The organism is Streptomyces sp. NPDC005408, assembly GCF_040606445.1.
Classification (GTDB): domain Bacteria; phylum Actinomycetota; class Actinomycetes; order Streptomycetales; family Streptomycetaceae; genus Streptomyces.
The window spans coordinates 1-25,496 of record NZ_JBEXEX010000007.1 but is presented as its reverse complement, the minus strand read 5'-3'; the positions used below and the strand labels follow the sequence as shown (position 1 = coordinate 25,496).

21 protein-coding genes are annotated in these 25,496 nt (G+C 71.3%); 10 read left to right on the top strand and 11 right to left on the bottom strand.

The genetic code is table 11. From position 1 onward, the window contains the following. Positions 1-71 precede the first annotated feature (71 nt). The 4 genes from ABZS64_RS09435 to ABZS64_RS09420 all read left to right on the top strand — a co-directional run bounded on the left by ABZS64_RS09435 (position 72) and on the right by ABZS64_RS09420 (position 7,392). Positions 72-1,649, top strand: coding sequence for an alkaline phosphatase D family protein (locus tag ABZS64_RS09435; protein WP_355825502.1), 1,578 nt, complete (start codon positions 72-74; stop codon positions 1,647-1,649). Positions 1,650-1,725: 76 nt separating this feature from the next. Further along, positions 1,726-3,138 (top strand): SWIM zinc finger family protein, encoded by a 1,413-nt coding sequence (locus ABZS64_RS09430; protein ID WP_355825499.1) that lies wholly within the window; start codon positions 1,726-1,728, stop codon positions 3,136-3,138. Then, positions 3,135-5,900, top strand: a complete 2,766-nt coding sequence (locus ABZS64_RS09425; protein WP_355825496.1) for a DUF6493 family protein — start codon at positions 3,135-3,137, stop codon at positions 5,898-5,900. Before ABZS64_RS09430 ends, ABZS64_RS09425 begins: the two co-directional genes overlap by 4 nt. A gap of 76 nt (positions 5,901-5,976) precedes the next feature. Next, positions 5,977-7,392: a GNAT family N-acetyltransferase gene (locus tag ABZS64_RS09420; RefSeq protein WP_355825493.1), complete on the top strand. Its 1,416-nt coding sequence runs from the start codon at positions 5,977-5,979 to the stop codon at positions 7,390-7,392. Here ABZS64_RS09420 and ABZS64_RS09415 read toward each other — a convergent pair. Beyond that, on the bottom strand, positions 7,328-8,527 hold the full coding sequence (locus ABZS64_RS09415; RefSeq protein WP_355825491.1) for a PLP-dependent transferase: 1,200 nt from the start codon (positions 8,525-8,527) through the stop codon (positions 7,328-7,330). The genes ABZS64_RS09420 and ABZS64_RS09415 overlap by 65 nt on opposite strands. A gap of 59 nt (positions 8,528-8,586) precedes the next feature. Between ABZS64_RS09415 and ABZS64_RS09410 the strand changes: the two genes are divergently transcribed. Further along, a complete protein-coding gene (locus ABZS64_RS09410) occupies positions 8,587-9,069 on the top strand; it encodes an Lrp/AsnC family transcriptional regulator (protein ID WP_266488317.1) in 483 nt (160 codons plus the stop codon). 59 nt (positions 9,070-9,128) lie between these two features. Continuing rightward, a complete protein-coding gene (locus tag ABZS64_RS09405; protein ID WP_355825487.1) occupies positions 9,129-10,811 on the top strand; it encodes a DUF885 domain-containing protein in 1,683 nt (560 codons plus the stop codon). Positions 10,812-10,995: 184 nt separating this feature from the next. On the opposite strand, the gene ABZS64_RS09400 is transcribed toward ABZS64_RS09405, so the two are convergent. Continuing rightward, positions 10,996-11,478 (bottom strand): rhodanese-like domain-containing protein, encoded by a 483-nt coding sequence (locus ABZS64_RS09400; protein ID WP_355825484.1) that lies wholly within the window; start codon positions 11,476-11,478, stop codon positions 10,996-10,998. A 94-nt stretch (positions 11,479-11,572) separates the two neighbouring features. On the opposite strand from ABZS64_RS09400, the gene ABZS64_RS09395 reads away from it, so the two are divergent. Continuing rightward, a complete protein-coding gene (locus tag ABZS64_RS09395; RefSeq protein ID WP_355825481.1) occupies positions 11,573-12,019 on the top strand; it encodes an Lrp/AsnC family transcriptional regulator in 447 nt (148 codons plus the stop codon). On the opposite strand, the gene ABZS64_RS09390 is transcribed toward ABZS64_RS09395, so the two are convergent. Genes ABZS64_RS09390 through ABZS64_RS09380 form a run of 3 tightly spaced genes read right to left on the bottom strand, consistent with a single transcriptional unit; the run spans position 12,009 to position 16,918 of the window. Continuing rightward, positions 12,009-15,086: an SMC family ATPase gene (locus ABZS64_RS09390; protein WP_355825479.1), complete on the bottom strand. Its 3,078-nt coding sequence runs from the start codon at positions 15,084-15,086 to the stop codon at positions 12,009-12,011. The two genes, ABZS64_RS09395 and ABZS64_RS09390, sit on opposite strands and share 11 nt — an antisense overlap. Then, a complete protein-coding gene (locus tag ABZS64_RS09385) occupies positions 15,083-16,249 on the bottom strand; it encodes an exonuclease SbcCD subunit D (RefSeq protein WP_355825476.1) in 1,167 nt (388 codons plus the stop codon). The genes ABZS64_RS09390 and ABZS64_RS09385 overlap by 4 nt, the downstream gene beginning before the upstream one ends. 42 nt (positions 16,250-16,291) lie before the next feature. Continuing rightward, a complete protein-coding gene (locus tag ABZS64_RS09380; protein WP_355825473.1) occupies positions 16,292-16,918 on the bottom strand; it encodes a YigZ family protein in 627 nt (208 codons plus the stop codon). 77 nt (positions 16,919-16,995) lie between these two features. Between ABZS64_RS09380 and ABZS64_RS09375 the strand changes: the two genes are divergently transcribed. Then, positions 16,996-17,403 (top strand): CoA-binding protein, encoded by a 408-nt coding sequence (locus tag ABZS64_RS09375; RefSeq protein WP_355825470.1) that lies wholly within the window; start codon positions 16,996-16,998, stop codon positions 17,401-17,403. Between the two features lie 13 nt (positions 17,404-17,416). Here the strand turns inward: ABZS64_RS09375 and ABZS64_RS09370 are convergent, their stop codons facing one another. Then, a complete protein-coding gene (locus ABZS64_RS09370; RefSeq protein WP_355825469.1) occupies positions 17,417-17,980 on the bottom strand; it encodes a YbaK/EbsC family protein in 564 nt (187 codons plus the stop codon). Positions 17,981-18,023: 43 nt separating this feature from the next. Beyond that, positions 18,024-18,596, bottom strand: coding sequence for an XRE family transcriptional regulator (locus tag ABZS64_RS09365; protein WP_355825466.1), 573 nt, complete (start codon positions 18,594-18,596; stop codon positions 18,024-18,026). 93 nt (positions 18,597-18,689) lie between these two features. Here ABZS64_RS09365 and ABZS64_RS09360 point away from each other — a divergent pair, with 93 nt between their 5' ends. Then, positions 18,690-19,556: a DMT family transporter gene (locus ABZS64_RS09360; RefSeq protein ID WP_355825463.1), complete on the top strand. Its 867-nt coding sequence runs from the start codon at positions 18,690-18,692 to the stop codon at positions 19,554-19,556. A gap of 3 nt (positions 19,557-19,559) precedes the next feature. On the opposite strand, the gene ABZS64_RS09355 is transcribed toward ABZS64_RS09360, so the two are convergent. Continuing rightward, the gene (locus ABZS64_RS09355; RefSeq protein WP_355825461.1) at positions 19,560-20,303 is read right to left on the bottom strand and encodes an acyltransferase; all 744 of its coding nucleotides are present in this window, start codon (positions 20,301-20,303) and stop codon (positions 19,560-19,562) included. Positions 20,304-20,639: 336 nt separating this feature from the next. Beyond that, the gene (locus ABZS64_RS09350) at positions 20,640-23,456 is read right to left on the bottom strand and encodes a LuxR C-terminal-related transcriptional regulator (protein ID WP_355825458.1); all 2,817 of its coding nucleotides are present in this window, start codon (positions 23,454-23,456) and stop codon (positions 20,640-20,642) included. 139 nt (positions 23,457-23,595) lie between these two features. Between ABZS64_RS09350 and ABZS64_RS09345 the strand changes: the two genes are divergently transcribed. Then, positions 23,596-24,075, top strand: coding sequence for an ATP-binding protein (locus tag ABZS64_RS09345; protein WP_355825455.1), 480 nt, complete (start codon positions 23,596-23,598; stop codon positions 24,073-24,075). 45 nt (positions 24,076-24,120) lie between these two features. On the opposite strand, the gene ABZS64_RS09340 is transcribed toward ABZS64_RS09345, so the two are convergent. Together ABZS64_RS09340 and ABZS64_RS09335 are read right to left on the bottom strand one after the other, a co-directional pair. Further along, on the bottom strand, positions 24,121-24,654 hold the full coding sequence (locus ABZS64_RS09340) for a gamma carbonic anhydrase family protein (RefSeq protein ID WP_355825453.1): 534 nt from the start codon (positions 24,652-24,654) through the stop codon (positions 24,121-24,123). Between the two features lie 70 nt (positions 24,655-24,724). Further along, complete coding sequence (locus tag ABZS64_RS09335) at positions 24,725-25,384, bottom strand: DedA family protein (protein WP_355825451.1); 660 nt, start codon at positions 25,382-25,384, stop codon at positions 24,725-24,727. Positions 25,385-25,496 lie beyond the last annotated feature (112 nt).

The following is a 25,496-nucleotide window of genomic DNA, read 5'->3' as shown; positions in this document are numbered from 1 at the left end:
GCGCTCCGGCCGTGGCCGGGCGCTAGGCATGGCTCGGCACACCCGTCCGACCTGCCCCAGGAGGCGCAGCGATGTCGCACAGCCCGCGGAGACCGTCCCCCGACCGCCGTTCCGTACTGCGCGGCACGGTCGCCGCTTCGGCGGCGCTGGCGCTGCCCACCCTCGGGGCGGCGCCCGCGCTGGGGCTGTCCGGCCGCCCCCGCGCCGCGTGGGGTGTGCAGACCGGCGATGTCACCACCTCCTCCGGCCTGGTGTGGGTGCGCTCGGACCGTCCCGCGCGGATGATCGTGGAGACCTCGGCGACGGACTCCTTCCGGCGCACGCACCGCCGGCACGGCCCACTGCTCGGGCCCGGCACGGACTTCACGGGCACAACCTCGTTGCGCGGTCTGCCTGCGGGCGAGCAGGTGTACTACCGGGTCACTCTGGCCGACCCCGACGATCCGCGGCGCACCAGTGAGCCGGTGTACGGGACGTTCCGTACGGCTCCTTCGACGCGCCGCGCGGGCGTGCGTTTTCTGTGGTCGGGCGATATCGCGGGCCAGGGGTGGGGCATCAACCCGGACATCGGCGGCTACCGCGCGTACGAGGAAATGCGGCGTCTGGACCCGGACTTCTTCCTGTGCAGCGGCGACACGGTCTACGCGGACGGCGTGATCCAGCCGAGCGTGACGCTGCCGGACGGCCGGATCTGGCGCAACATCACCACCGAGGAGAAGTCCAAGGTGGCGGAGACCCTCGGAGAGTTCCGCGGCAACTTCCGCTACAACCTCCTCGATGAGAACGTCCGGCGCTTCAACGCGCAGGTACCGACGATCGTGCAGTGGGACGACCACGAAGTACGCAACAACTGGTACCCGGGCCAGATCCTGGACGACGTGCGCTACACGGAAAAGAACGTGGACGTGCTCGCGGAGCGCTCCATGCGCGCCTTCAGTGAGTACTTCCCGATCTCGACGCTCCCCTCGGGCGGGAGCGACGGCCGTGTCCACCGGGTCGTGCGGCACGGCCCGTTGCTCGATGTCTTCGTCCTCGACATGCGTTCGTACCGCAACGCCAACTCCCCCGACCGGCAGGCCGACGACACCCAGGGCATCCTCGGCGCCGAGCAGCTCGCCTGGCTGAAGCGAGAGCTGTCGCGGTCGCGTGCGGTGTGGAAGGTGATCGCCTCCGACATGCCGCTCGGCCTGGTCGTGCCGGACGGCGCGACGAACTTCGAAGCCGTGGCGCAGGGCGATCCGGGCGCGCCGCTCGGGCGCGAGCTCCAGATCGCCGAGCTGCTGCGGTTCATCAAGCACTGCCGGATCACGGGCACGCTCTGGCTCACGGCGGATGTGCACTACACATCGGCGCAGCACTACGCGCCGGAGCGTGCGGCCTTCAAGGACTTCGCGCCGTTCTGGGAGTTCGTCTCGGGTCCGCTGGCGGCGGGCGGCTTCCCGGCCAACGCGCTCGACGGCACCTTCGGTCCCGAGCGTGTCTTCGTACGGGCGCCCGAGCGCGCGAATGTCTCGCCGATGGAGTCCCCGCAGTACTTCGGCGAGGTCGACATCGACGGCGGCAGCGGCGAGTTGACGGTGCGGCTGCGGGCCGAGGGCGGAACGGTTCTGTTCAGCAAGGTGCTGCAGCCTGGGCGCGGGGGCCAGTAGTGCGCGGGGGCCAGCAGTACCTGGCCCGTCCCCGTGCCGGGACCGATTGTCAGTGGTGGGTCCTAACGTCGTTTGCATGACGCGATCAATGCAGGCGCTCGCCTACGCCCGGCCGTCCGCCCTCGAATCCGCAGGGGGCGGACGGCTCCTCGGCCTGGAGACTTCGGGCGGGCTCACCCCGACGGGCGCGCAGGCCCATCCCACGTTCTTCTCCGGCTTTCTGACGTCGCCGCAGATAACGGCACGCGGGCTGCTCGCGGTCGCGGATGTCGCGGCCGCCCGCTACTGGGACCCCACCCGGCGCCCGTTGCTCGACCCGGTGGTGACGGGGAACGGCGACCGGCTGCGCTTCGAGTCGTTCTCGGGCTGCTGCGGCGTGTACGCACGGCTCGACGTGCTGCGCGAAGGACTCGACGGGGCCGAGACCGGCCACGGTACGACCAATGTGGATGTCAACAACCCCCTGCGCGAGGCTCTTTCGCGGATGACCGGCGACGACCCGCTCCATCTGCGCGTGGGACCGCAGGAGCTCGCGGTCACCACGCTGGAGGGCGCGGTGGTGGAGCGGAAGGTTCCGCTACCGGACCGCTGGCTGCGGGGGTTCGCCGAGGCACAGGTGGCAAGCGTGGGCTTCGATCTGCGGGCAGAGCTGCCGGCCGCCGACACGGTGCGTTTTCTGCGCTCCCTGCCGCGTGGGTCGGGCGTTGCGTCCCGGGGCGCGATGTGGGTCGTACCGGCGGGCAGGACGCTGCGGCCGACCACGAGGCCGGTGACGGGGGCTGTGTGTCTGCCGGGTCCCGAGCGGCTGGCCGCGCTGCAGCGGGTGCTGCGGCATGCGACGGCGCTGCGGGTGTACGGCCCGGCGACGGACGGCGCCGCGACGGCGAGCGCCTGGGAGGTCGTGCTGCCGGGGATGCGGCTCACCCTCACTCTCTCCCCGGAGGCGTCGCGGGGATTCTCCGGCGAGGGCGGGGTGCTGGAGGCGCTGGCCACCGAAGAGGCCGCCCAGGACGCCGAGTTGATCTCCGTACTGCTCGCCTGGGAGCCGAAGATCGACCCGGCGGAGCTGGCTGACCGGTCAGGGCTGCCGGTCCAGCGGGTGAGGGCCGCGCTCACGAGGCTCGGCACGGCGGGCCGGGTGGGCTATGACATCGCCGACGCCGCGTACTTCCACCGCGAGCTGCCCTACGACGCGGACCGCGCGGAGCGGCACAATCCGCGTCTGGTCGCGGCCCGCGAACTGGTCTCGTCCGGGGCGGTCGAGCTCGCCGGGGAACTGGCGTCGGTCGTCTCCGGTGAGCGTCGTTACCAGGTGCGCGAGTCGGCGGGCGCTCTGAGCTGCACCTGCCAGTGGTGGTCGGACTACCGGGGCAGGCGCGGCCCGTGCAAACACGCGCTGGCCGTCCGCATGGCCCGGCGTGGGGCCACGCCTGCGGACACCCCGATGCACGGGATGACCGCCGATGCGACTGCTGGAGAGACGCGATGAAGGAGCTGCTCGAAGCCGTGCGGGCAGGGCGGTCCGGCGAGGTTCCGGGTCTGCTCAAGCCTCTGACTCCGGCCGAACGCAAGGCGCTGCTCGCCGAGTTGAAGACCATCCGCGCCGAGCTGCGCGGCTGGGACTGGGACCGCTGGCGGGAGCGCGCCCGTATCCGGGCCGCCATGGTCGTCGCGGGCGCCGGCTGTCACACGGGGGCGGCCGCCGCCGCGGCCTGGATCGGAGCGCGCGATCTGCGCGACTGGCAGGACCTGCCGTACGGGATGATCGTCGACGTCCTTTCGGACAGGGATCCGCAGTGGCTGGGCGATGTCGCCCACCGGCTGGCCGGGCGGACGTCGACCGCACAGGACGACTATCCGCTGATTCATGAGCTCGTGAAGCTGGCCAAGTGCCCGGTGCCCACGACGGACGGCTATGTGTACGGATGGGCAGAGGCCGTCTCCCGGCCGCAGGGAAACCTGCTCGCCACGCTCCGCGAGGACACGGCCGTCCGGATCCTGGTGCCCCGGCTCTTCGAGACGCCCCAGCTGGCCCGCCCGCTGGGCTGGTACGACGAGCCCGACAACCCGGCCCACTGGCCTTCGGTACTCACCTGCCTCGCCGACGAAGGTGTGCTCGACCGGGAGCTGTTGGTGGACGCCTGTGTCTCCCGGCTGCTGCGCGGTGGGCGGCCTGGTGAGATGCGGTTCTTCCTGATCCTGCTGCGCCGCCTCGCGCTGACCCCGGCCGAGGAGAGGGCCCGGGTCGCGGACTGGATGGGCATGGCGTCCGACGGGACGTCGACCGTGGCCGCCCACGCCCAGAGCGTGCTGGGCCGGATCGCCGGGACCGGTGGACTGTCCACGTCCGCCCTTGCTCATATGTCGGGCGCCGTTCTGTTCCGCAGCGAGAAGAAGCTGGTACGGGCTCAACTGGTGCTGCTGGGCAAGGTGATGCGGAGCGACTCGGAGGCGTCCCGGGAGCTGTTGCCGGTGGTGGCCGAGGCGTTCGGCCATCAGGATGTGGACGTTCAGGAGCGGGCGCTGAAGCTGGTGGCCCGGCATCTGCGCGCTGTCCCGCCCGTCGGCGAGCAGGACCTGCGTGAGGAACTGGCCGCCTCAGCCGCCCTGTTGAGCCCGGCGCACCGGGCTGCGGCAGTCGAGGTATTCGGCGCCCTGGCCGATGCCGGGACCCGGGAGGCGTACGAAGAGATCCTGCCGCCACCGCCCGAACCGAGGAGGCTCGCTCCCGCTGCTGATTCCGTCCCCGAACTGGTCGAGGACCTGATGGTCCTCCTGCGCGCCGACGATGACATGAGCCGTTACGAGCGCACGCTGGACGGCCTCGTCCGCATGATCCACCGGGAGCCGGAGGCGCTGGCAGAGGCGCTGCGCGCCACTCTGGCCGATCGGTGGTGGCTCGACAGCTCCTTCCGCTGGGACCGCGACCAGCGCTTCTCCGGGCATCCGTTCGGGGTGGAGGTGGTGGCCGCGGCCTTGCTGGAGCGGGTGTCGGTCAAGACCCTGCACAACGCACGGGTACGGGCGACCGCGCCGGACACCTGCGCCCATGCGGGGCTCGAGGCCGTCGTCAACGCCCGGCTGTGGGAGGTCGCGTTCTTCGTACGCACCCGGCCGCTGCCGTTCCTGCTGGCAACCCCGACCTGGCAGACCGGTGCACTGGATCCTGCTGAACTAGTTGGGCGGCTGCGGGAGTACCAACGGCTCGATGTGCCGATCGCTCCTGTGGACTTCGCTCTGGCTCTGTTGAGGGTTCCGCGGTCCGGAGCAGATGCGGTGGCCAGGGCCGCCGCGGACCTGGGTACCAAGGAGGGCGACCGGCTGGCCGCGTGGTTGTCAGGGGGCGGGCCCGCCATGCCCGCGCTGGAGGCCGACGCCGAGCCGGAGCCCTCGGACGTCCCGGCACGCCGGTTGTTCCAACGGCCCGCCACGGTCACCCGCCGCAAGCTGCACGAGACCAAGGAACGGCTGGCGATACAACGGGAGTTCCCCCGTCCGTTCCACTGGCTGGGCCGCGCGCAGACCAACTCGTACCGGCATTGCTACCACTGGGCGGGCCTGCACGCGCACGCGTCGGCGATCCTGCCGCACGAGCGGGAGGCACTGGCCGGCTGGCTGCTGCCCGCGCTGATGGAGTCCGCGCAGGAGGATCTGCCCGGCACCACCGCGAGTCTGCCCACGCTCGCCGAGGCCGGAGGCGCGCGGGAGGTCGCGGGGCCCGCGCTGCATCGGGCGCTGGCCGCGGGTCTGGGAGCCCGTCGCCCGGAGGACCGGCTGGCGGCGGTGGATGCCCTGCTCGTGCTGGCCGCCCGTGGACAGCTGGACGGCGAGCTGCTCGGCCGTGATCTGGCGGAGTTGGTGGGGCGGGGCACGGTGAAGCCCAACCGGCTTGCCGACTCCGCCCGTACGGCGGCGGCGACCGGCGCCTATGCGACGACCTGGTCCGTGCTCGCAGGGGCGCTGCCCGGGCTGCTGAGCCCGGATACACCGGCGCGTGGGCTGGGCGAGATACTGGGCGTGGCCGCCGACTGTGTCGAGCACTGTGGGACGGCCGGGACGGCAGAGACCACCGCGGCGTCCGCGGGGACGCCCGCGGCGGTCTCGGTGGGTCCGCAGGGGATACTCGGGCTGGCGGAGCTTGCCACGCGCCGGGGCTCTTCCCAGCTCGTGGCGCAGGCATCCCGGCTGCAGACCGCGCTGCATCAGGGAGCCGATCAGTCCAGGCCAGAAACGGCGAAAACCAGTCGATAGCGTTCCAGATCCGGGCTTAACCCATCAGTCACAAAGCGTTCGTGATCACGCAACACCATTCGGTCACAGTGATGCCATGACTGATGTGACTTCTGCGAAGACCGCCCGCCGCCCGCACCACTGGCGGCGGGATCTCGTCGAGCTGGCGGCCCTGTTCACCGCCGTGGCCGTCGCCGATGCCATCGCCAACATGATCGGGCACGGGCCCGACGGTCCATTCCTGCTCATCGCCTCGGCGGTTGCGCTCATCGCCACGGCCGCCTTCCACACATGGTGGGCACGACGCCACAGCCATGCCCCTCCGGTGATCACATCCGATACCGCCGGCGGGGCTAAGCAGGGCGCCGCGGCCCAGGGGGTCGTCGCCACCGAACTCGCGGGACAGGGCGGTGAGCTGCTCGAGACCTCGCTGTGGCGGATGCGCACCACCGTGCGGGACACACCCGGGAGCCTCGCCGCGCTGTGCACCGCACTCGCCCTGCACCGGGTCGACATCCTCACCCTGCAGACGCACCCGCTCGCCGAGGGCACGGTGGACGAGTTCCTGCTGCGCGCCCCCGCCTCCCTCCAGGCCCAGCAGCTCACCCGGGAGATCTCGGCGGTCGGCGGCAGCAACACGTGGATCGAGCGCGCCGACACCCACGATCTCGTCGACACCCCGACCCGGGTGCTCGGCCTCGCCACCCGTACCGCGCTGGATGCGGCCGAACTGCCGCTCGCGCTGCGCCAGTTGCTCGGCCGCTGCACGATCCACTCGCTCCCGGCCGTCAGCCTCAGCGGCCGCCCCACGGGCGAGACTCCGCCTGTGGAGGGCGTGCTGGAGGAGACAGTGATGCGGCTGCGCGACCCGAACGGCGGCGCGATCACCGTCGAGCGGCCCTATCTCCCGTTCACGCCCACGGAGTTCGCCCGGGCGCGTGCCCTGGTCGAGCTGGATGCCCGACTCGGCCCTCGCATCCCGCGCAGCGAGGACGTCCTCACCCTGCCCGAGGGCAACGAGATCACCGTGCGCCGCGCCGACCAGGGCGACGTCCAGGCGGCCAAGGCCATGCACGACCGCTGCTCCGACCGCACCCTGAGCCTGCGCTACCACGGCCCGATCGGTGACGCCGACCGCTATCTCAACCATCTCCTCAGCCCTCGCTTCGGCCGCACCCTCGCCGTGCAGACGGCCTCGGGCAAGCTCGTCGCCCTCGGCCATCTGCTGTGGGACGGCGACGAGACGGAGGTCGCCCTGCTCATCGAGGACGCCTGGCAGCGCCGCGGCATCGGCTCGGAGCTGCTCGGCCGGCTGGTCGACCTCGCCGTCGAGGCCGGCTGCGAAAGCGTCTACGCCGTCACCCAGTCCTCCAACACCGGCATGGTCGCGGCCATGCGCAGTCTCGGGCTGCCGCTCGACTTCCAGATCGAGGAGGGCACGCTGGTGATCACCGCCCGACTGGACGCGACTGCCGTTCGCCCCCGTTCCCGGTTCGAACAGGCTGAGCGCTGAGGGCCTCGGCCAGATCGCGCCACAGATCCTCGACGTCCTCAAGACCGACCGACAGCCTCAGCAGCCGGTCGCTGACGCCCGCCGAGCGCCTGTCTCCCTCAGCCACGATGCGGTGGCTGATGGAGGCCGGGTGCTGGATCAGGGTGTCGACGCTGCCGAGACTGACCGCCGGAGTGATCAGCCGTACGCCGGCGATCACGCCGTGCGGGTCGCCGTACACCTCGAAGGAGACCATCGCGCCGCCGATCTGCGGGTAGTGCACTCGGGCGACGCGCGGGTCGGCCGCCAGCCGGCAGGCCAGGTCGGCAGCGGTGGTGGAGGCGGCCCGTACCCGTACGGGCAGCGTCGACAGTCCCCGCAGCAGCAGATATCCGGCCATGGGGTGCAGAACGCCGCCGGTCGCGAAACGGACCTGGCGCAGCTTGCCCGCGAATTCCTCGTCGCAGGCCACCACCCCGCCCATGACATCGCCGTGCCCGCCCAGGTATTTGGTGGCGCTGTGCAGCACGATGCGGGCGCCGTGCTCGACCGGCCGCTGGAGCACGGGAGTGGCGAAGGTGTTGTCGACGAGCAGCGGCACCGAGCCGCAGGCGTGCCGTACCGCACGCAGATCGACCTCCGCCAGCGTCGGATTCGCGGGCGTCTCCACCATCACCAGACCGGTGTCCGGCCGGATCGCCTCGGCGATGCCCGCCGGGTCGGTCCAGGTCACCTCGGTGCCCAGCAGCCCGGCACCGAGCAGATGGTCGCTGCAGCCGTAGAGGGGACGGACCGCGACCACATGACGCAGGCCCATGCTCGCCCGTACGAGCAGTACGGCGGTGAGCGCCGCCATCCCGCTGGCGAATGCCACCGCGCTCTCGGCCCCCTCGAGCCTGGCGAGTGCCGTCTCGAAGCGGGCCGTGGTCGGGTTGTCCAGCCGGGCGTAGACGGGCGGCCCCTCCAGGCGCGCTCCGGTGGCGGCGAACTCGTCGATCCGTTCGGCCTCTCCGGCGGCGTCGTACGAGGGGTAGGTGGTCGACAGATCCAGGGGCGGGGCGTGCAGACCGAGCTGCGCGAGATCCTCGCGTCCGGCGTGGACTGCTTCGGTGGCCAGCGCCCGGGGTGGGTGGGCGGCGAAGGCTGCGTTCTCCATGCCCGCACTGTGAACACCTACCGGCAGGTCTTGGCCAGAGCCCGTGCTACGTTCGGCGAATGGCTGAAACTGTCGCTCTCGACCCGGTGGATCTTCACATACTCCGCCTGCTGCAGAACGACGCCCGGACCACCTACCGCGACCTGGCGGCGGAGGTCGGTGTCGCTCCTTCCACATGCCTCGACCGGGTGGCGAGGCTGCGCCGCTCCGGCGTGATCCTCGGGCACCGGCTGGCCCTGGACCCGGCGCGGCTCGGACGGGGACTGGAGGCGCTGCTCTCCGTACAGGTGCGTCCGCACCGGCGTGAACTGATCGGCCCGTTCGTGGAGCGCATCCGGGCGCTGCCCGAGTCACGCGCGCTGTTCCATCTCACCGGCCCCGACGACTACTTGGTGCATGTCGCCGTGGCGGACACCGCGGATCTGCAGCGACTTGTGGTGGACGAATTCACCTCGCGGCGCGAAGTCGCCCGTGTCGAGACCCGGTTGATATTCCAGCAGTGGGACTGCGGCCCGTTGCTGCCTCCTCAGACAGGTGGCTGACAGGCCGCTGAGACCGGATGATGGTGACGCGGAGGGCCCACTCGTATGAGGATGTGCGCATGCCAGTCACCCTCAGCAGCCAGCTGCCCCGCCAGGTCGCCGACGCCTACGTCGACGCACTCATCGAACTCGATCCGACCATTGGCACATATCTCGGGGTCAAGAAGAGCTCAGGTCTCCTGCCCGACTACTCCCCCGCAGGTCAGGAGGCATTCGCCGTACTGGCCCGCGAGACCCTCGCCCGGCTCGACGATGCGGAGAAGCTGCCGGGGGCCGACACCGACGCGGAGCGGCGCTGCGGGCGGTTGCTGCGGGAGCGCCTTACGGCCGAACTCGCTGTTCACGAGTCGGATGAGGGGCTGCGCACGGTGAGCAATCTGCGCTCACCGGTACATACGGTGCGCGAGGTGTTCACGGTGACGCCGACGGAGACCGATGAGGACTGGGCAGCCATCGCGCAGCGGCTACGTGCGGTGCCGCGCGCGCTCGATGGTTACCGGGCCTCGCTGGAACTGGGACTCGAGCGCAAACTGTTCGGCGGTCCCCGTGCCACACAGACGAATATCGGCCAAATGACGGAGTGGCTCGGCACGGGCCACAGCTGGTTCGACCAGTTCGTGGCGGACGGCCCCGTCTCGCTCCGCGCCGAACTCGACGCAGCGGCCCGCTCGGCGACCGAGGCCCTGGCCGAGCTGCGTGACTGGATGCGCGATGTGTACGCCCCCGCCGTCGCGGACGCGCCCGACACGGTCGGCCGCGAGCGCTACGCCCGCTGGTCGCGCTTCTTCAACGGGACCGACCTCGATCTCGACGAGGCATACGCGTACGGCTGGTCCGAATACCACCGGCTGCTGGCCGAGATGAAGACCGAGGCCGACAAGATCCTTCCGGGCGCGGGGCCCTGGGAGGCGCTTGCGCACCTCGATGTGCACGGCGAGCACATCGAAGGCGTCGAGGAGGTACGGGTCTGGCTGCAGAAGCTGATGGACGAGGCGATCGAGGCGCTGGACGGCACCCACTTCGAACTCGCCGAGCGGGTACGGAAGGTGGAGTCACGGATCGCTCCTCCGGGCGGCGCTGCGGCGCCGTACTACACGGCTCCCTCCGAGGACTTCACCCGGCCCGGACGCACCTGGCTGCCGACCATGGGCGACACACGCTTTCCGGTGTACGACCTGGTGTCGACCTGGTACCACGAGGGTGTGCCGGGCCACCACCTGCAGATCGCGCAGTGGGTGCATGTCGCGGACCAGCTGTCCCGCTACCAGGCGACGGTCGGCGGCGTCAGCGCCAACGCGGAGGGCTGGGCGCTGTATGCGGAGCGGCTGATGGACGAGCTCGGCTTCCTGCCCGACGCGGAGCGCAGGCTCGGCTATCTGGACGCGCAGATGATGCGGGCGTGCCGCGTGATCGTGGACATCGGCATGCATCTGGAGCTGGAGATTCCGGCGGACTCGCCCTTCCACCCGGGCGAGACCTGGACTCCGGAGCTGGCGCAGGAGTTCTTCGGCAGTCACAGCGGGCGGCCCGCGGACTATGTGGAGAGCGAGCTGACGCGGTATCTGTCGATGCCCGCGCAGGCGATCGGCTACAAGCTGGGTGAACGGGCGTGGCTGCTGGGCCGGGAGAACGCCCGCAAGGCGCACGGCGACGCGTTCGACGCGAAGGCGTGGCACATGGCGGCGCTGTCGCAGGGGTCGCTGGGTCTCGACGATCTGGTCGACGAGCTGTCGAAGCTCTGACGCCCGCGGTCTGAAGGACGGGCCGGGTGCCGGGCTCAGGCGCGAGGCGAAGCCCGGCCCGCCGTCGGCTGGGGCGGGCCCGGGGCCGGGCACGCCCCCGCGTCGGCCCCAGCGGGGTGCGTCCGGGCTCGGCCGCGAGGCCTGAGCCCGCGGCCCCCTCTGCCCAGCCGTCCCCCGTACGGGTTCAGCAGCCGCAGTCGTCCGCGTCGACCGGCGCCGTCAGCGGGTCGGCCTCCCGCTTCCGGCTGCCCTCCCAGGTCTCGAACTCGAAGCCCTCACGGGCCCAGTACTCGAAGCCGCCGAGCATCTCCTTGACCTGGTAGCCCAGTTCGGCGAGAGCGAGCGCGGCGCGGGTCGCACCGTTGCAGCCCGGACCCCAGCAGTACGTAACGACCGGTACCGACTTGTCCAGCAGCTGCTCGGCCTGCTCGGGGATCAGCGCGGTCGGCAGATGGATCGCACCGGGGACGTGCCCTTGGTCCCAGGACTCGGTGGAACGGGAGTCGAGAACGACGAATCCGGGGTCGCCACCCGCCGCGAGCGCCGAGGCGACGTCGGAGACATCGGCGTGGAAGGCGAGACTGGCACCGAAGTACGCGGCGGCAGCGGCGGGCGAGGCCGGCGGCACGCGGAGGACGGGGTTCGCGGTGAGCTGCGTCGTGGTCATGACTGAAAATCTACGGTCCGTGATCGTCCGGCTGAAGTGAGAATTCCCGGGGCTTGTCTTGATCGGCCGGGGAATCCCCTGTTATCTCTCGGACATGACCGGATATTCACCGGACGCCACCGACTGGCGCATCCTGCATGCCCTGCAGCACCAGGGCCGGGCCACTTTCTCCGAGCTGGCACGGGCCGTCTCCATGTCCGCGAGCGCCGTCACCGAGCGGGTGCGGCGGCTGGAGGAAGGGGGAGTCATCGCGGGCTACACGGCGGTGGTCGACCAGGAGAGGCTGGGACTGCCGATCCTCGCCTTCGTGCGGCTGCGCTATCCGAACGGCAACTACAAGCCGTTCCACGATCTGCTGGAGACGACCCCGGAGATCCTCGAGGCCCACCATGTGACCGGCGACGACTGCTTCGTCCTCAAGGTCGCGACCCGCTCGATGACCCATCTCGAAGAGGTCTCCGGCAAGATCGGCGCGCTGGGGTCGGTCACGACCAGCGTCGTCTACTCCTCACCTCTCCCGCGGCGGGCGATCAGCCGCTGAGCGGGGTCGAGAGGAGCCGCACGACAGAGCCGTGCCGTTCCTTGACGACCTCCAGCTGGGCGGGGATCCGGCGGCGCAGATCGGCGACATGGCTGACGATGCCGACGCTGCGATCCCTTTCACGCAGCGAGTCGAGAACGTCGAGCACCTCGTCGAGGGTCTGGTCGTCCAGGCTGCCGAAGCCCTCGTCGATGAAGAGGGTGTCCAGTCGTACGCCACCGGCCTCGTCGGTGACGACATCGGCGAGGCCGAGCGCGAGGGCGAGCGAGGCGAAGAAGGTCTCGCCGCCGGACAGCGTCGCGGTGTCGCGTTCGCTTCCGGTCCAGGCGTCCACGACATGCAGGCCGAGCCCGGAGCGCTTGCCGCCGGCCTTGGCATCGCTGTGGACCAGGGTGTAGCGGCCGGACGACATGCGCTGCAGGCGGGCGGTGGCGGCGGCCGCGACCTGCTCGAGGCGGGCCGCGAGCACATACGACTCGAGGCGCATCTTGCGTTCGTTGTCGGCGGACGTGCCGGCGGTGAGCGCGGCGAGGCGGGCGACGCGGTCGTACTCGTCGCGCAGCGGGCCGAGCCTGTGTACTTCTGCCACGGCCTGGCGCGACAGTTTCGAGAGTTCGGTGCACCGGTAGCGGGCGGCGGCGAGCACGGACGCTGCGTTGCGCAGCGCTCGCTCTGCATCGTCGTGGGCGGCGCGGGCTGCTTCCGGGTCGGCGGGCGGATGCTCCGCGGCGCTCCGTGTGTCCGCCTCGGCCAGCCGGTCGGCGACGGCGGCCGCCTCCGTCTGCCAGGCGTCGATACGGTGCTGAAGCTCGCGGTGCTCCGCGGCCCCGAGCAGCGCGGCGGCCGCAGCGCGCGGTGTGTCGAACCCGGCCCGGAACGCGGCGTCGGCCAACCGGTCGTCGGCCTCCTTCAGCCGCTGCGCGGTGAGGTCGAAGGACCGTACGGCCTCGGCGGCGTCGGCGAGCAGCCGCACCCGCCGCTCCAGCAGCGCGGCATGCTCGGCGACACTGCCCGCGCCACCCCTGGCCCGGGCCAACTCGCTTTCCAGCGCGGCCTGTTCCCGGTCGAGCCCTTCCCGCTGCGAGGTCCGCGCCGCGACCCGCCGCTCGGCCTGCTGCTGCGCATCGAGCCGCCCCTGGTGCTCCCGCTCGGCGCGGTCGAGCGCCTCACGCGCGTCGTGCATGCCGGAGGCGACGCCGTGCGCGTGGTGGTACTCGCGCTCCAACTTCTCGACGAGGGCGAACAGCTCGGCGGCATCGGGGGCGGTGTCGGCTCCGGTGTCGGCTTCGGTGTCGGGGAGGAGCGGCGAGCCGCCTTCGCCCGAGGCGGTGGCCCTTGCCTGCTCACTCGCCGTCGTGAACGCCTCGCGCACCACCGCCAGTTCGCGTTCCGTCTCCGTCTTGGCGGCCTCCGCGCGCGTGTAGTCCTGGTAGGCCGCGTCCTCCGCCGCGCGGTCCACGTGGCCGGTTCCCGCGCGGGCCGGGGCGGGGTGGTCCGGCGAGCCGCAAACCGCGCAGGGCTCGCCGGGGACCAGGCCGGTCGCCAACTCCGCCGCGATGCCCCGCAGTCGGCGTTCCTTGAGGTCGAGCCAGCTCTCGCGCGCCGCGTTCGCACGCTCGCGGGCCGTACGCAGCCGTTCCTCCAGCTGCACGGTGCGTGCCGCCAGCTCGTCCCGTTCGCGGGCCGCCCGTGCCCTGCGGTGCGCGGGCTCGAGCTTCCCCGCGAGGTGTTCGGCGCGCGTCGCCGCCTCCTGCGCGGCCGCGATCCGTTCCTGATGGGTGCGCCTGACCGTCTCCCAGCTCGCCAGCCAGGCCGCCGCATCCTCGAGGATGTCGTCGTCCGCCCGGGCCTGACGGTCGAGGTCGGCCCGCTCGCGGGTGATCTCCGTGCTGCGCCGTTCCGCGCGCCGGGCGGCTTCGAGGCCGCCCAGGTCCTGGCGCAGTTTCCGCTCCAGGGCCGCCAGTTGCTCCGCTCCCGCGTCCTGGAGTTCGGGCGGCAGCCCGGCACGTACCCGATCCCGGTCCGTGTGGGCGCCCCGGTGCTCCCGCTCGGCGTCGTCACGCAGCAAAAGCGCGGGCTCCACGCGCTCCGCCTTCCGGGCGCGTTCCAGCCTGGCCTGGAGCTGTTCACGCTCCGGACGCCGAGCCTCCAGGGCTTCACCCCGCCTCCGTGCGTCCTCGTATCTCGCCTGCAGCCCGGCCAGTTCGCGCTCGGCGTCCAGGGCATGGCGGGCGGCCGCCTGCCGGCTTTCGGCCGCGGAGAGCGCGCAGCCGGCGATGTCCTGCGTTTCGCGGGCGCCCGCGCGGGCGACGGCCGCCCACTCCAGGACGGCCGCGGCGAGTCCGGGATCCCCTGGCTGCTGCCTCGGCGGCGGCCAGTCCCCCGCAACCGTGCCCGCGGCCTGCTCCATCCGGTGGGCGATCGCGAGCAGCCGCTCGTCACCGGCCCGTACCTGCTGCTCGGCAGCGCGTCGCCGGTCGGCCAGGCGCTCCTCGACCGCGGCGAAGCGGCGCGTGTCGAAGAGCCGTCCGAGCAGCTTGCCGCGCGCCTCCGCGTCGGCGCGCAGGAAGCGGGCGAAATCGCCCTGTGGCAGCAGCACCACCTGGCAGAACTGCTCGCGGCTCATCCCCAGGAGCTGCGCGATCTCCTCGCCGATCTCCTGGTGGGACCGGCTCAGCGCCTTCCACGCGCCTTCCTTGGCGTCGTACTCACGCAGCCAGCTCTGAGCCTTCTCGGTGGTGAAGCCCGCGCCCTTGCGCTTGGGACGAGGCTGCGCGGGTCGGCGCCGGATCTCCAACCGCCGCCCTCCGACGGTCAGTTCGAGGCAGACCTCGGTGAAGGTCCCGGCCGCCGCGTGGTCGCTGCGCAGTGACGCGCCCGGGCTCTGCCGCGCGCCCGGCACCGCCCCGTACAGCGCGAAGCAGACCGCGTCGAGGACGGAGGTCTTGCCCGCACCGGTCGGCCCGTGCAGCAGAAAGATCCCTGCCGCGGACAGCGCGTCGAAGTCGACTTCCTGGCTGGAGCCGAACGGCCCGAAGGCGGTGACGCTCAGCCTGTGCAGTCTCACCTGGCCACCTCGCGTACGCCCTCGGCCACCCGTACGTCGTCGAAGGCGCCGCGCAGCACGGTGCGCTCCAGACCGTCGGGCCCGCTGCCGCCGCGCACATGGGCCACGAAGTCCTCGGCGATCTGGTGGTCGTCGCGACCCTTGAGCCGCTGTGCGTACGAGGCGACCTCGCCGTCGTCGGACCGCTCGGGTTCGAAGACGAGACTCAGGGTGTACGGGAACCGCTCCGCCAGGCGCGCCATCGGCTCGGCCGGGCGGACGGGGTCGGTGAGGGTGGCCTCGAGGAACGACTGCTCGTGCCCTTCGAGCGCAGGGTCGTCCAGCAGTTCCTGAAGCGCTCCGCGCAGCCGCGCGAGCGGCCGCGGCACAGGACAGTCGATGCGCTCGGCGCCGATCTCGCCGTCCGCGCCGAGATCGATGAGCCACATCGTCTTGCGGTGGCGGGTCTCCGAGAAGGAGTAGGCGAGCGGCGATCCGGAGTAGCGCACGCGATCGGTGACGGTCTGGCAGCCGTGCAGATGGCCGAGGGCGACATAGTCGACGCCGTCGAACACACCGGCGGGCACGGCGGAGACACCGCCGACCGTGATGTCCCGCTCGCTGTCGCTCTCCTCGCCGCCCGCCACGAAGGCATGGGCGAGGACGAGGGACCGGGTGCCCGCCTCCCGGGTCGAGAGGTCGGCCCGCACTCGCTCCATGGCCGCACCGATGACGGACTCGTGTCCCGCCTTCTCCGTCCTGAACTCGTCCTTCACCAGGGCGGGTTCGAGATAGGGCAGTCCGTAGCAGGCCACTGGCCCGTGGGCGTCGCTCATTAGAACCGGTGTGCCGCACCCGGCCGGATCGGTACGCAGATGGATCCCTGCGCGCTCGATCAGCCCGGCCCCGACACCCAGCCGGCGCGCCGAGTCATGGTTCCCGGAGATCATCACGGTCGGCACACCCACGGCGGCGAGCCGGTGCAGCGCCCGGTCGAACAGCTCGACGGCGGCGAGCGGCGGCACCGCCCGGTCGTACACATCTCCCGCGACCAGCACCGCGTCCACGTCGCGATCGCGCACCGTCGCCACCACGTGGTCGAGGAACGCGGCCTGGGCGTCGAGCATGCTCACCCGGTGGAACGACCGCCCCAAGTGCCAGTCCGACGTATGCAGGAATCTCATGATCCCCGAGAGTATCGGTGGGGTCTGACATCACGGGCGGCTTCAGGCGTCTCCATACGCCTCGCCCCCCAGCTCCAGTCCCGCCGTCCCCGCCGTGGCGTCGGCCAGCCAGCTGCGGAAGGCATCGACATCGGCGTCCGGCAGCCCGATCTCGATGGTCACGGTCTCCCCGTACCGCACCTCGCGCACAGCCCGCCCGGTCGCCCGCAGATCGTTCTCCAGCTTGCCCGCGCGCTGGTGGTCGACGGTGACGGTGGCAAGCCGGAAGCGCTGCCGGGTGATGGTGCCGAGCACGTCCAGGGCCTCGCCGACAGCTCCGCCGTACGCCCTGATCAGCCCGCCGGCGCCGAGTTTCACACCGCCGTAGTACCGGGTCACCACGGCCACGGCATAACGAACATCACGCCGCATCAGCATCTGCAGCATCGGGACACCCGCGGTCCCGCCGGGTTCGCCGTCGTCGCTCGCCTTCTGCACGGAGGCGTCGGCGCCGATCACGTACGCGAAGCAGTTGTGCGTGGCGGTCGGGTGCTCCTTGCGGATGCGTGCGACGAAGGCCTGCGCCTCCTCCTCGGTCGCGGCGGGCGCGAGCGCGCAGATGAAGCGCGATCTGTTGACCTCGGTCTCGTGCACACCCTCGCGGGACACCGTCCGGTACTGCTCCTGCATCCGGCCACCCTATGCGCCGCGCAGACACAGACCGACCGGAGGGGAATGCTCCGCGCGGGCCGCCCGTTGTCCCGTGCATGTACGCAGACGCAGAGACGATCCGCAGGATTCTCACCTCGACGGGCGACACCTGGGCGATGGTCGGCCTGTCGAACAACCGGTCGCGGGCGGCGTACGGGGTCGCCGACGTCCTCCAGCGCTACGGCAAGCGCATCGTCCCGGTGCACCCCAAGGCCGAGACGGTCCATGGCGAGCAGGGCTACGCGACGCTCGCCGACATCCCCTTCGCGATCGACGTGGTCGATGTCTTCGTCAATTCGGGCCTCGCCGGACCGGTCGCGGACGAGGCGGCGGCCATCGGCGCGAAGGCGGTCTGGTTCCAGCTGGGTGTGATCGACGAGGACGCGTACGAGCGCACCCGTGCGGGCGGTCTGGACATGGTGATGGACCGCTGCCCGGCGATCGAGATACCGCGGCTGGGTTAGGGGGACCGGCAGGTCAGGAAGGGCCGATTCCAAGGCCCTCGACGACCACCGCGCCCGGCAGTCCCGCGAACACCTTCCCCGGCACGATCAGCTTGCCGCGCCGGCGCCCGCTGCCGATCAGGACCCACTCCGAGTCGACCACCGCCGAGTCGACGAGCAGCGGCCAGCCGGCGGGCAGCCCGATGGGCGTGATGCCGCCGTACTCCATCCCCGTTTCGACGATCGCCGTGTCCATCGACGCGAACGACGCCTTGCGGGCGCCCAGTTGCTTGCGGACCACGCCATTGACATCGATTCGGGTGCTCGACAGGACCACACACGCCGCGAGCGTCGATTCGCCGCCCCGCTTGCCCGACACCACCACGCAGTTCGCCGACTGTTCGAGCAGCTCCTGCCCGTAGTGCTCCACGAAGACGGCGGTGTCCGCGATCTCCGGGTCGGTGTCGACGTAGATCAGCTGTTCCACCGGGATGTCGCCGTGCCACGCGCGCACGGCGTCCGCGACGGGCCGGGTGAGCAGTTCGAGGCAGTCGGGGGCGGGCCGGGCGTCGTCGAAGTTCCCCATCGGAGCGCGCATGCCGTCACGCTAACAGCGCCGCCGCCGGGCACGATTGGCCGTCTCAGCGTACGGGCGGGATGGAGACGGCCATCGTCATCTCCACCGCCTCGTCCCCCTCGTTCCGGTAGGCGTGCGGAACGTTCGCCTCGAAGGTGGCGGACGTGCCTGACGGTACGGTGTGGGGCTCGCCGTCGACGACGAGCGTGAGCTCGCCCGCGGTGACGTGGAGCATTTCGATCGTCCCTTCCGGGTGCGGGTCGGACTCGCTGGTGTCGCCGGGCATCAGCTTCCAGGCCCACAGTTCCAGGGGCCCGCGGCGTTCGGTGCCGACCAGCAGAGTGGTGTAGCTGCCGGTCGATGTGGACCACATGCGGACGGCCTGCTCCGGGGGTACGAGGCGGACCTGAGAGCCCTGCTCGTAGTCGAGGAGCGTGGTGATGCTGACGCCGAGCGCGTCGGCGAGTTTCACCGTGATCCCGACGCTCGGATTCGTGCGCGCCTGCTCGATCTGGATGATCATGCCGCGGCTGACCCCCGACCGGGCGGCGAGGGCATCGAGCGTGAACCCCCGCTCGCCGCGCCAGCGCTTGAGATTGCGGGCGAGCGACTGCGTGAGCTGGTCGAGGTCCGACACGTTCCGTCCAATATTCTGGATGACAGAGTTCAATACAGTGCACTACCGTGTGATGCACCCAAACGTTCACTGCACTGTACTGCGAGGCCCGCCATGACCGCACTGTTCGCGCTGGCCACCAGCTTCCTGTGGGGGCTGGCAGACTTCGGCGGCGGACTGCTGACGCGTCGCATGCCGGCCCTGACGGTCGTCGTCGCCTCGCAGGCGATCGCGGTGATGGTCCTCGGCGCGATCGTCATCGCCACGGGCGGCCTGGACGAGGCCGGACCGCAGCTCTGGTACGCCGTCGCGGCGGGCGTCGTCGGCCCGGTGGCGATGCTCTCCTTCTACAAGGCGCTCGCCCTTGGCCCGATGGGTGTGGTCTCCCCGCTCGGGTCACTGGGCGTCGCGGTGCCCGTATGCGTCGGGCTGGCCCTCGGTGAGCGGCCCGGGCTGCTGCAGTTCGCCGGAATCGCAGTCGCCGTGGCAGGGATCGTGCTGGCGGGCGGACCCCAGCTGCGCGGTGCGCCGGTGCAGCGTCAGGCCATCCTGCTCACCCTCCTCGCCGCCTTCGGCTTCGGTGCCGTGATGGCGCTGATCGCCGAGGCCTCGACCACGATCACCGGGCTCTTCCTCGCCCTGTTCGTACAGCGCGTCACCAATGTCACGGTCGGCGGCGCGGCTCTGTTCGTATCGGTGAAGCGCGGGGCGCGGGCGCTGCCCGAGGACGGCGGGATGCGGGTCGTCCTCGCCTCGCTCCCGGCGCTCGCCTTCGTCGGGCTCGCCGATGTCGCGGCCAACGGCACCTACTCCATCGCCGCGCAGCACGGCCCCGTCACCATCGCCGCCGTACTCGCGAACCTCTACCCGGTGGTGACGGTCCTCGCCGCGCTCATGATGCTCAAGGAGCGGCTGCGTGTGGTCCAGGCGACGGGCGCGGGGCTCGCGCTGGTGGGCACCGTACTGCTGGCCACCGGCTAGGCCCTAGGAGGCGTCCGGGTCCAACTCCGCGAGCGCCAGCAGTTGTTCGGGGGTGACGCCCTCCGGGATCGGCACAGGAGCCGGCGTACGCAGCGGAGGCTGCCAGCCCTGGACCGGATCCCAACTGCGTACGACACGGGCGGGAGCCCCCGCTACCACCGAGTGGTCGGGGACTTCGCCGCGTACGACAGCGCCCGCCGCGACCACCACATTGCGGCCGAGCCGAGCGCCGGGAAGGATCACCGCTCCGGTGCCCAGCCAGCATCCAGGGCCGATGTCGACCGGCTCGGTTCGCGGCCACTGCTTGCCGACCGGCTCATGAGGGTCGTCGTAGCTGTGGTTGGTCGAGGTGATGTAGACATACGGCCCGCAGTACGTGTCCGAGCCGATGGTCACCCGGGTGTCGGCGATGACATGGCTGCCGCGGCCGAGAACCACGCCGTTGCCCAGCGTCAGTATGGGCTCGGCGCCCAGGTCAAGACCGGGCATCATCCCGGCCGTGAGGGTCACTTGCTCGGCGATGATGCAGTGGTCGCCCAGTTCGATCCACGCCTCGCCGAAGACGGTGCCCTGCGGGAAGGCGAGCCGGGTGCCGGAGCCGAGCCGGCGAAACCGCAGCCGGCCGGGGTGCTCCGCCGTGACGGCGCCCGCCTCCTGCACCCAGCGCCAGCCGCGGTGCACGGCGCGCGCGAGGACGCGGCGCCGCCAGGCGGCAAGCGATGAGAACATGTTTCGGTTCTTGGGCACCCGCACACGGTAGTCCGCCCACCTGGCCTGATCACGGCGGTTGGCTGTGATGTTCACCCCACCGCGCAGCACACAAGGTCATTGATTGTCCGTCAGCGACGAAGACCGTGCCCGGGGCCGGACCCCCCTTGCCTCAACGAGGGCGGCCACCGTGGTGGGGGACGTGGCCCGCACTCGCCCCGGCCTTCCGGCAATCCCGGGCACAGCACCGAAGCGGGCACTCTGCTGCCACGACGAGACGCGGCAACGGTGCGTTCCGCTTTTCGGTGCCTGGAAGCTATGCCGCAGCCAGACGGGCGCATATCCGTGGAGGCGATCTACGGATACGCAAATAAATCAGCCCGGGCGGTGGTTCCTGGTCCGGCTGAGCTGCTGCCGGGACTGCGATTCGAGCTTCCGGCGAGCGCGGGAGACATGCTGTTCCACGGTACGCGGCGACAGGTGCAGCGTCGCGGCGATCTCCCGGTTGGTGAGCCCCGCGGAGGCCAGGTCGACGACCTCCTGCTCGCGCGGGGAGAGCTGGTCCCCGTAGCTCGGGCGGCCACGGGGGCGCTGTTCCGCCGCGGGCTGATGAGCCCGCAGTGTCGCCCGTACCCGTGCCGCGTCCCAGCCCGCGCCGAGATCGGTCAGCTGCTGGACGCACAGGGCCAGGTCTTCCACGGCACCCTCGGCGCCGGTGCTCGTGCCCGACTCAAGTACGCACTGGGCCGCGACCTCGGTGGTCAGGATCGCCGCATACGGGCGGGGCATCTCCGTGTACATGGCCGCCGCTTCGCGGAAGTGAGGCACCGCCTCAGCCTGTTCACCCGCCGTCTCCAGCAGGACGCCGCGACACCAGTGGAGTGCCGCCACGGCCGACGGGACGAGATTGCCCTTCAGGCCGGTCTCGAACTCGGCGAGCATGTCTTCGGCCGCCTGCCGGCGCCCCGCGCGGGCGGTCGCCTCGACGGCCCAGGGCGCGAGCTCCGGGGCCCACACCCAGACGCCCTTGTCACGCAGCCTGTCCCAGGCGTCGGCCGCCTCGGACGCGGCGGTGTCGACATCACCGCGGGCGAGTGCGGTGCGCACCAACGCACCGGCGGCCGCGGCCACATGCGGCAGCGGTGAGCCGACGGGCAGCGGATGCCCGTCGCCCGACAGCCAGGCCGCCATCTGCTGCCATTCGCCCTGCGCCAGGGCGAGCATGCCGAGGACGATCCGGGCGTCGGCCGCGGGGCCCGGCATGACGCCCGTCTCGGCGACGAAGGTACGCGCGCGGCCTGCCAGCCCTTCCCACTGGCCGGTGATCCAGTCCAGCAGCAGAACGGTGCCGCGCCCGTCCTGTTCGACGTAGGACGCACCACTGCGGGCCGCCAGATCGAGCCCTTCCTCCAGCAGATCTCCGACGCGCTGCAGATGTCCGAGCCACAGGGAGGCGTCCGCCGCGTTCACCAGGCCGCGTGCCACATGCGTGAGCCGGTCGGGGTGATCGGTGTCCGCGCGCAGCCGTTCCAGCACGTCCCAGGCCGAGGGATCCCCGATCTCCAGCTGTACGGCGATGCAGTTGGCGGCGACCGCCGTGCGCACTTCGGCGTCGTCGCTGCGGGCTGCCATCTTCTGGACCTTTTCGAGCCAGTGCAGATTGCGTTCCAGCGGAACCGCGGACATCACGGGCATGGCGAGCGCCGACATGGCGCGTGCCGCGAGGGCCGGACGTTCCGTCAGCTCGTCGACCGCCTGCTCCAGTTCCACCCAGCCCTGAAGCCCCATACCGGCCTGGTTGTACAGAACAAGTCCCAGGTCGAGCCGGATCTGGCCGCGTACGGCCGGGGGCAGGGACTGGTCGTCCAGGATTTGCCGCAGCACCTGCACGGTCTGGTCGGTGTGCAGCCCGAGCACCGCGCTGTGGGCCAGCAGTGGCGCGAGGCGGGCACGCACCTCGCGCGGGACCGAGGGGTGGGACAGGGCATGTTCCAGCAGGTCCATGGCCCTTTGGTGCTCACCGGCCTCCGCGGACTGCTCCGCGGCCCTCTCAACGGCCTTCAGCCAGCCGCGCAGCTGGCCGCCGCGGTGCCGGTGTGTGGCGAGCCGGGCCCAGGGGACGGGGTGGCGGCGGGCGAGGACGGTGGCTGCCCGGCGGTGCATGTCCTGGCGCAGTGGCCCGGGCAGCTCCTGGTAGACGGCCGTGCCTGCGAGCGGCGAGGGGAATCCGTACACATCGCTGCCGGTCTCCTGGAGTACGGCTCCGCGCAGGGCCGCCACGAGGGCCTGGCGCCCTGTTTCCGCGGGCAGCGCGGCCACCGCGTACAGGTCATCGGCGGTGCTGGGCTCGTCCAGTACGGCCGCAGCTCGGGCGACGGCCCGGTGCTCGGGCGCCAGCGCGGCCAGCCGGCCGAGTACCAGCTCGGCCAGCCGTACGGGAGTCCCCGTGGCGTCCACGTCCCGTGCGGTGTACCGCTCCCTGGGGCCGCACATGTCCTCCAGCTGGCGCACCAGGTCGACGACGACCTGCGGGATTCCGGCGGAACGCTCGTGAATCCGGACGACCAGTTCCGGCGGGCAGCTCTCGGGGCCCAGCCGATCCTCGATCAGCCGGCGCACCTGCTCGGCGTCCAGCGGTTCGAGACGTATGCGCAGCAGGGACAGCCGGGCCGGGTAGGCGACGGGCCTGCCCAGCACCAGACCGGGTTCGGCCAGCTCCTCGGGCCGGTAGACGAGTACGGCCGCGAGCCCGGCGGGCGGCCGCTCGAGGAGGCGGCGCAGCAGGTCCTGGCTGCCGGGGTCGGCGCGGTGCACGTCCTCCGCGATCAGCAGTACCGGGCCGCCGGACTCCAGCAGCGGTGCCAGTTCCTCTGCAAGGGCGGCTGCCTCCGGATAGATGCGCGGCGGCAATGGGGGCGGTTCGAGGCGGGCGCGCCCGACGGGCCCGTCGCTGCCCGCCTCGGGGCGGGGCGGATGCGCGGGGTGATGTGCCAGTGCGGTGCCGGAGGCGGTGAAGGTCAGGACGACGCGTGGCCGTGAGCCCGTCTCGGAGGCGTCTAGCAGGCGGTCGACCAGCCGGCTCTTGCCGGTTCCCGCCACTCCTTCGATCAGCAGCAGGGCCGGCTGGCGGGTGGGGCGGTCGAGGGTCTGCTTCAGCCACCGTTCCCAGGCCTCGTCACTGAGCGTGCTCACCAGCTCACCCTCCTCGACATTTCCGGGCATTTCATTTCTTTACGTATCCGTACTTCAGTCTCCCCAATTGCGCGGACTGTGCGCCGCCCACGAGGTTAGACCCAGCGCCCGGGCATCACCTGGGCAAAAGGAGCCGACAGTGATCGCATCAGCAGAGGAGTCCTCCCACCATCCGCCTACCGGCCGGGTGCCGCATGGCGGAATTTCGGGTCTGGCCCAGTGTGCGATGTCGGCGACGCCGGAAGCCGCGCGCACGCTGAGGCACTTCGCCCGCGCCGTCGCGCAGCGGTGGCGACTCCACGACGACTTCCACGAGGCACTTGCGGTGATCGTCACCGAACTGGTCAGCAATGTGGTGCTGCACAGCGGAAGCACGTGGGTGGCAGTGGCCATCAGGGTGCGTGGGAACACCCTGATCACCGAGGTCAGGGACGGCGGGCGGTGGAAGCACCGCTCAGTACGGCGGACGGAGCCGCTGGATGCCCACGCCGACCTCGGTCATGGACTCCGGCTCGTCGACGCTTTCGCGACCCGCACCACCACGCGCCGGCTCGAAGCGGGCAGCGTGGTGGCGGCCGAGATTGTCATGCCCGCCTCCCCAGGCGGACCGCCCGTGTAGCCGGCTGCGGCCGGGTCGAGCTCCCGCTGGGAAACCTGCGGGAGTTCAGTCGGTCTCCGTGGCCTCGCGATGCCCCTTGGCCAGCAGCAGATACATCGCGGCGTTGAGCTTGATGCCCTCCCGCTCCTCCTCGGTCAGCTCACGCTTGACCTTGGCGGGCACACCCGCGACGAGCGAGCCGGGCGGTACGCGCATCCCCTGCGGTACGAGCGCCTGGGCGGCAATCAGCGAACCGGCACCGATGTGAGCGCCGTTGAGGACGGTCGCACCCATGCCGACCAGTACGTCGTCCTCGACGGTGCAACCGTGCAGCACGGCGTTGTGACCGACCGAGACGCGCTCGCCCACGGTGACAGGGAAGCCCGGGTCGACATGGACCGTGCAGTTGTCCTGGATATTGGTGTCGGCGCCCAGGACGATCGGGCCGCAGTCCGCGCGCAGCACCGTGTGGTACCAGACGCTGGAGCCCGGGGCCATGGTGACCTCACCGATCACGACGGACGTGGGAGCGGTGAAGGCGTCGGGCGCGATGCTCGGCTTCTTGCCGCCCACTGCCGCGATCAGTGCCTGTCCTGCCATCGCCTGTGCTCCTTGTCGAGGCCGGTTCGAACCTGGTTCGGACCGCGTTGTACGGGTCGGACCGTGCCGCTCAGTCGGTGGCGGGCAAGGGCTCCGGCTCGTCAGCCGGACGGGCCTGCGCCTGCGCGGCGGCCTTCTTGGCCCGGCTCTTGAGCACGAGCATCGAGGTGAGTCCGATCAGCACGGCGAGGAGGAGCCCCAGCCACGAGAAGCGCTTGAGCCAGGCCTCGGCGACGACGCCCACGGAGTAGATGACGGCGGTCGTGCCGCCCGCCCAGATGATTCCGCCGAGGACGTTGGCGATGAGGAACTTCCAGTACGGCATGCGCAGGACGCCCGCGAGCGGCCCGGCGAAGATACGCAGCAGTGCGACGAAGCGGCCGAAGAAGACCGCCCACATGCCCCACTTCTCGAAGGACCGCTCGGCCATGGCGATCTGCGCCTCACCGAAGTGCTTGGGGAACTTCCCGCCGAGCCAGGCCAGCAGCGGCCGTCCGCCCTTGCGACCGATGGCGTAGCCGATCGAGTCGCCGATGATCGCGCCGGCCGAGGCACAGGCGCCGAGGATGTACGGATTGATCTCGCCGTGCTGCGAGGCGAGCAGGGCCGAGCTGACGAGGACGATCTCCCCCGGCAGCGGGATGCCGAGGCTCTCAAGGCCGATGACCACCCCCACCAGGAGGTAGATGCTGACCGCAGGGACGGTCTCGAGCCACTCCTGGACGTGCAACGCCGGTTCCTCCCGAGTTCGCTGGGCAAGGGCTGCCCGGCGTGCGCCCGGGCGGGCGCACCCTGTCCGGCGACGCGGCAGGCGAGGCTCCGGCGCCAGAGGTGTCCGCCAC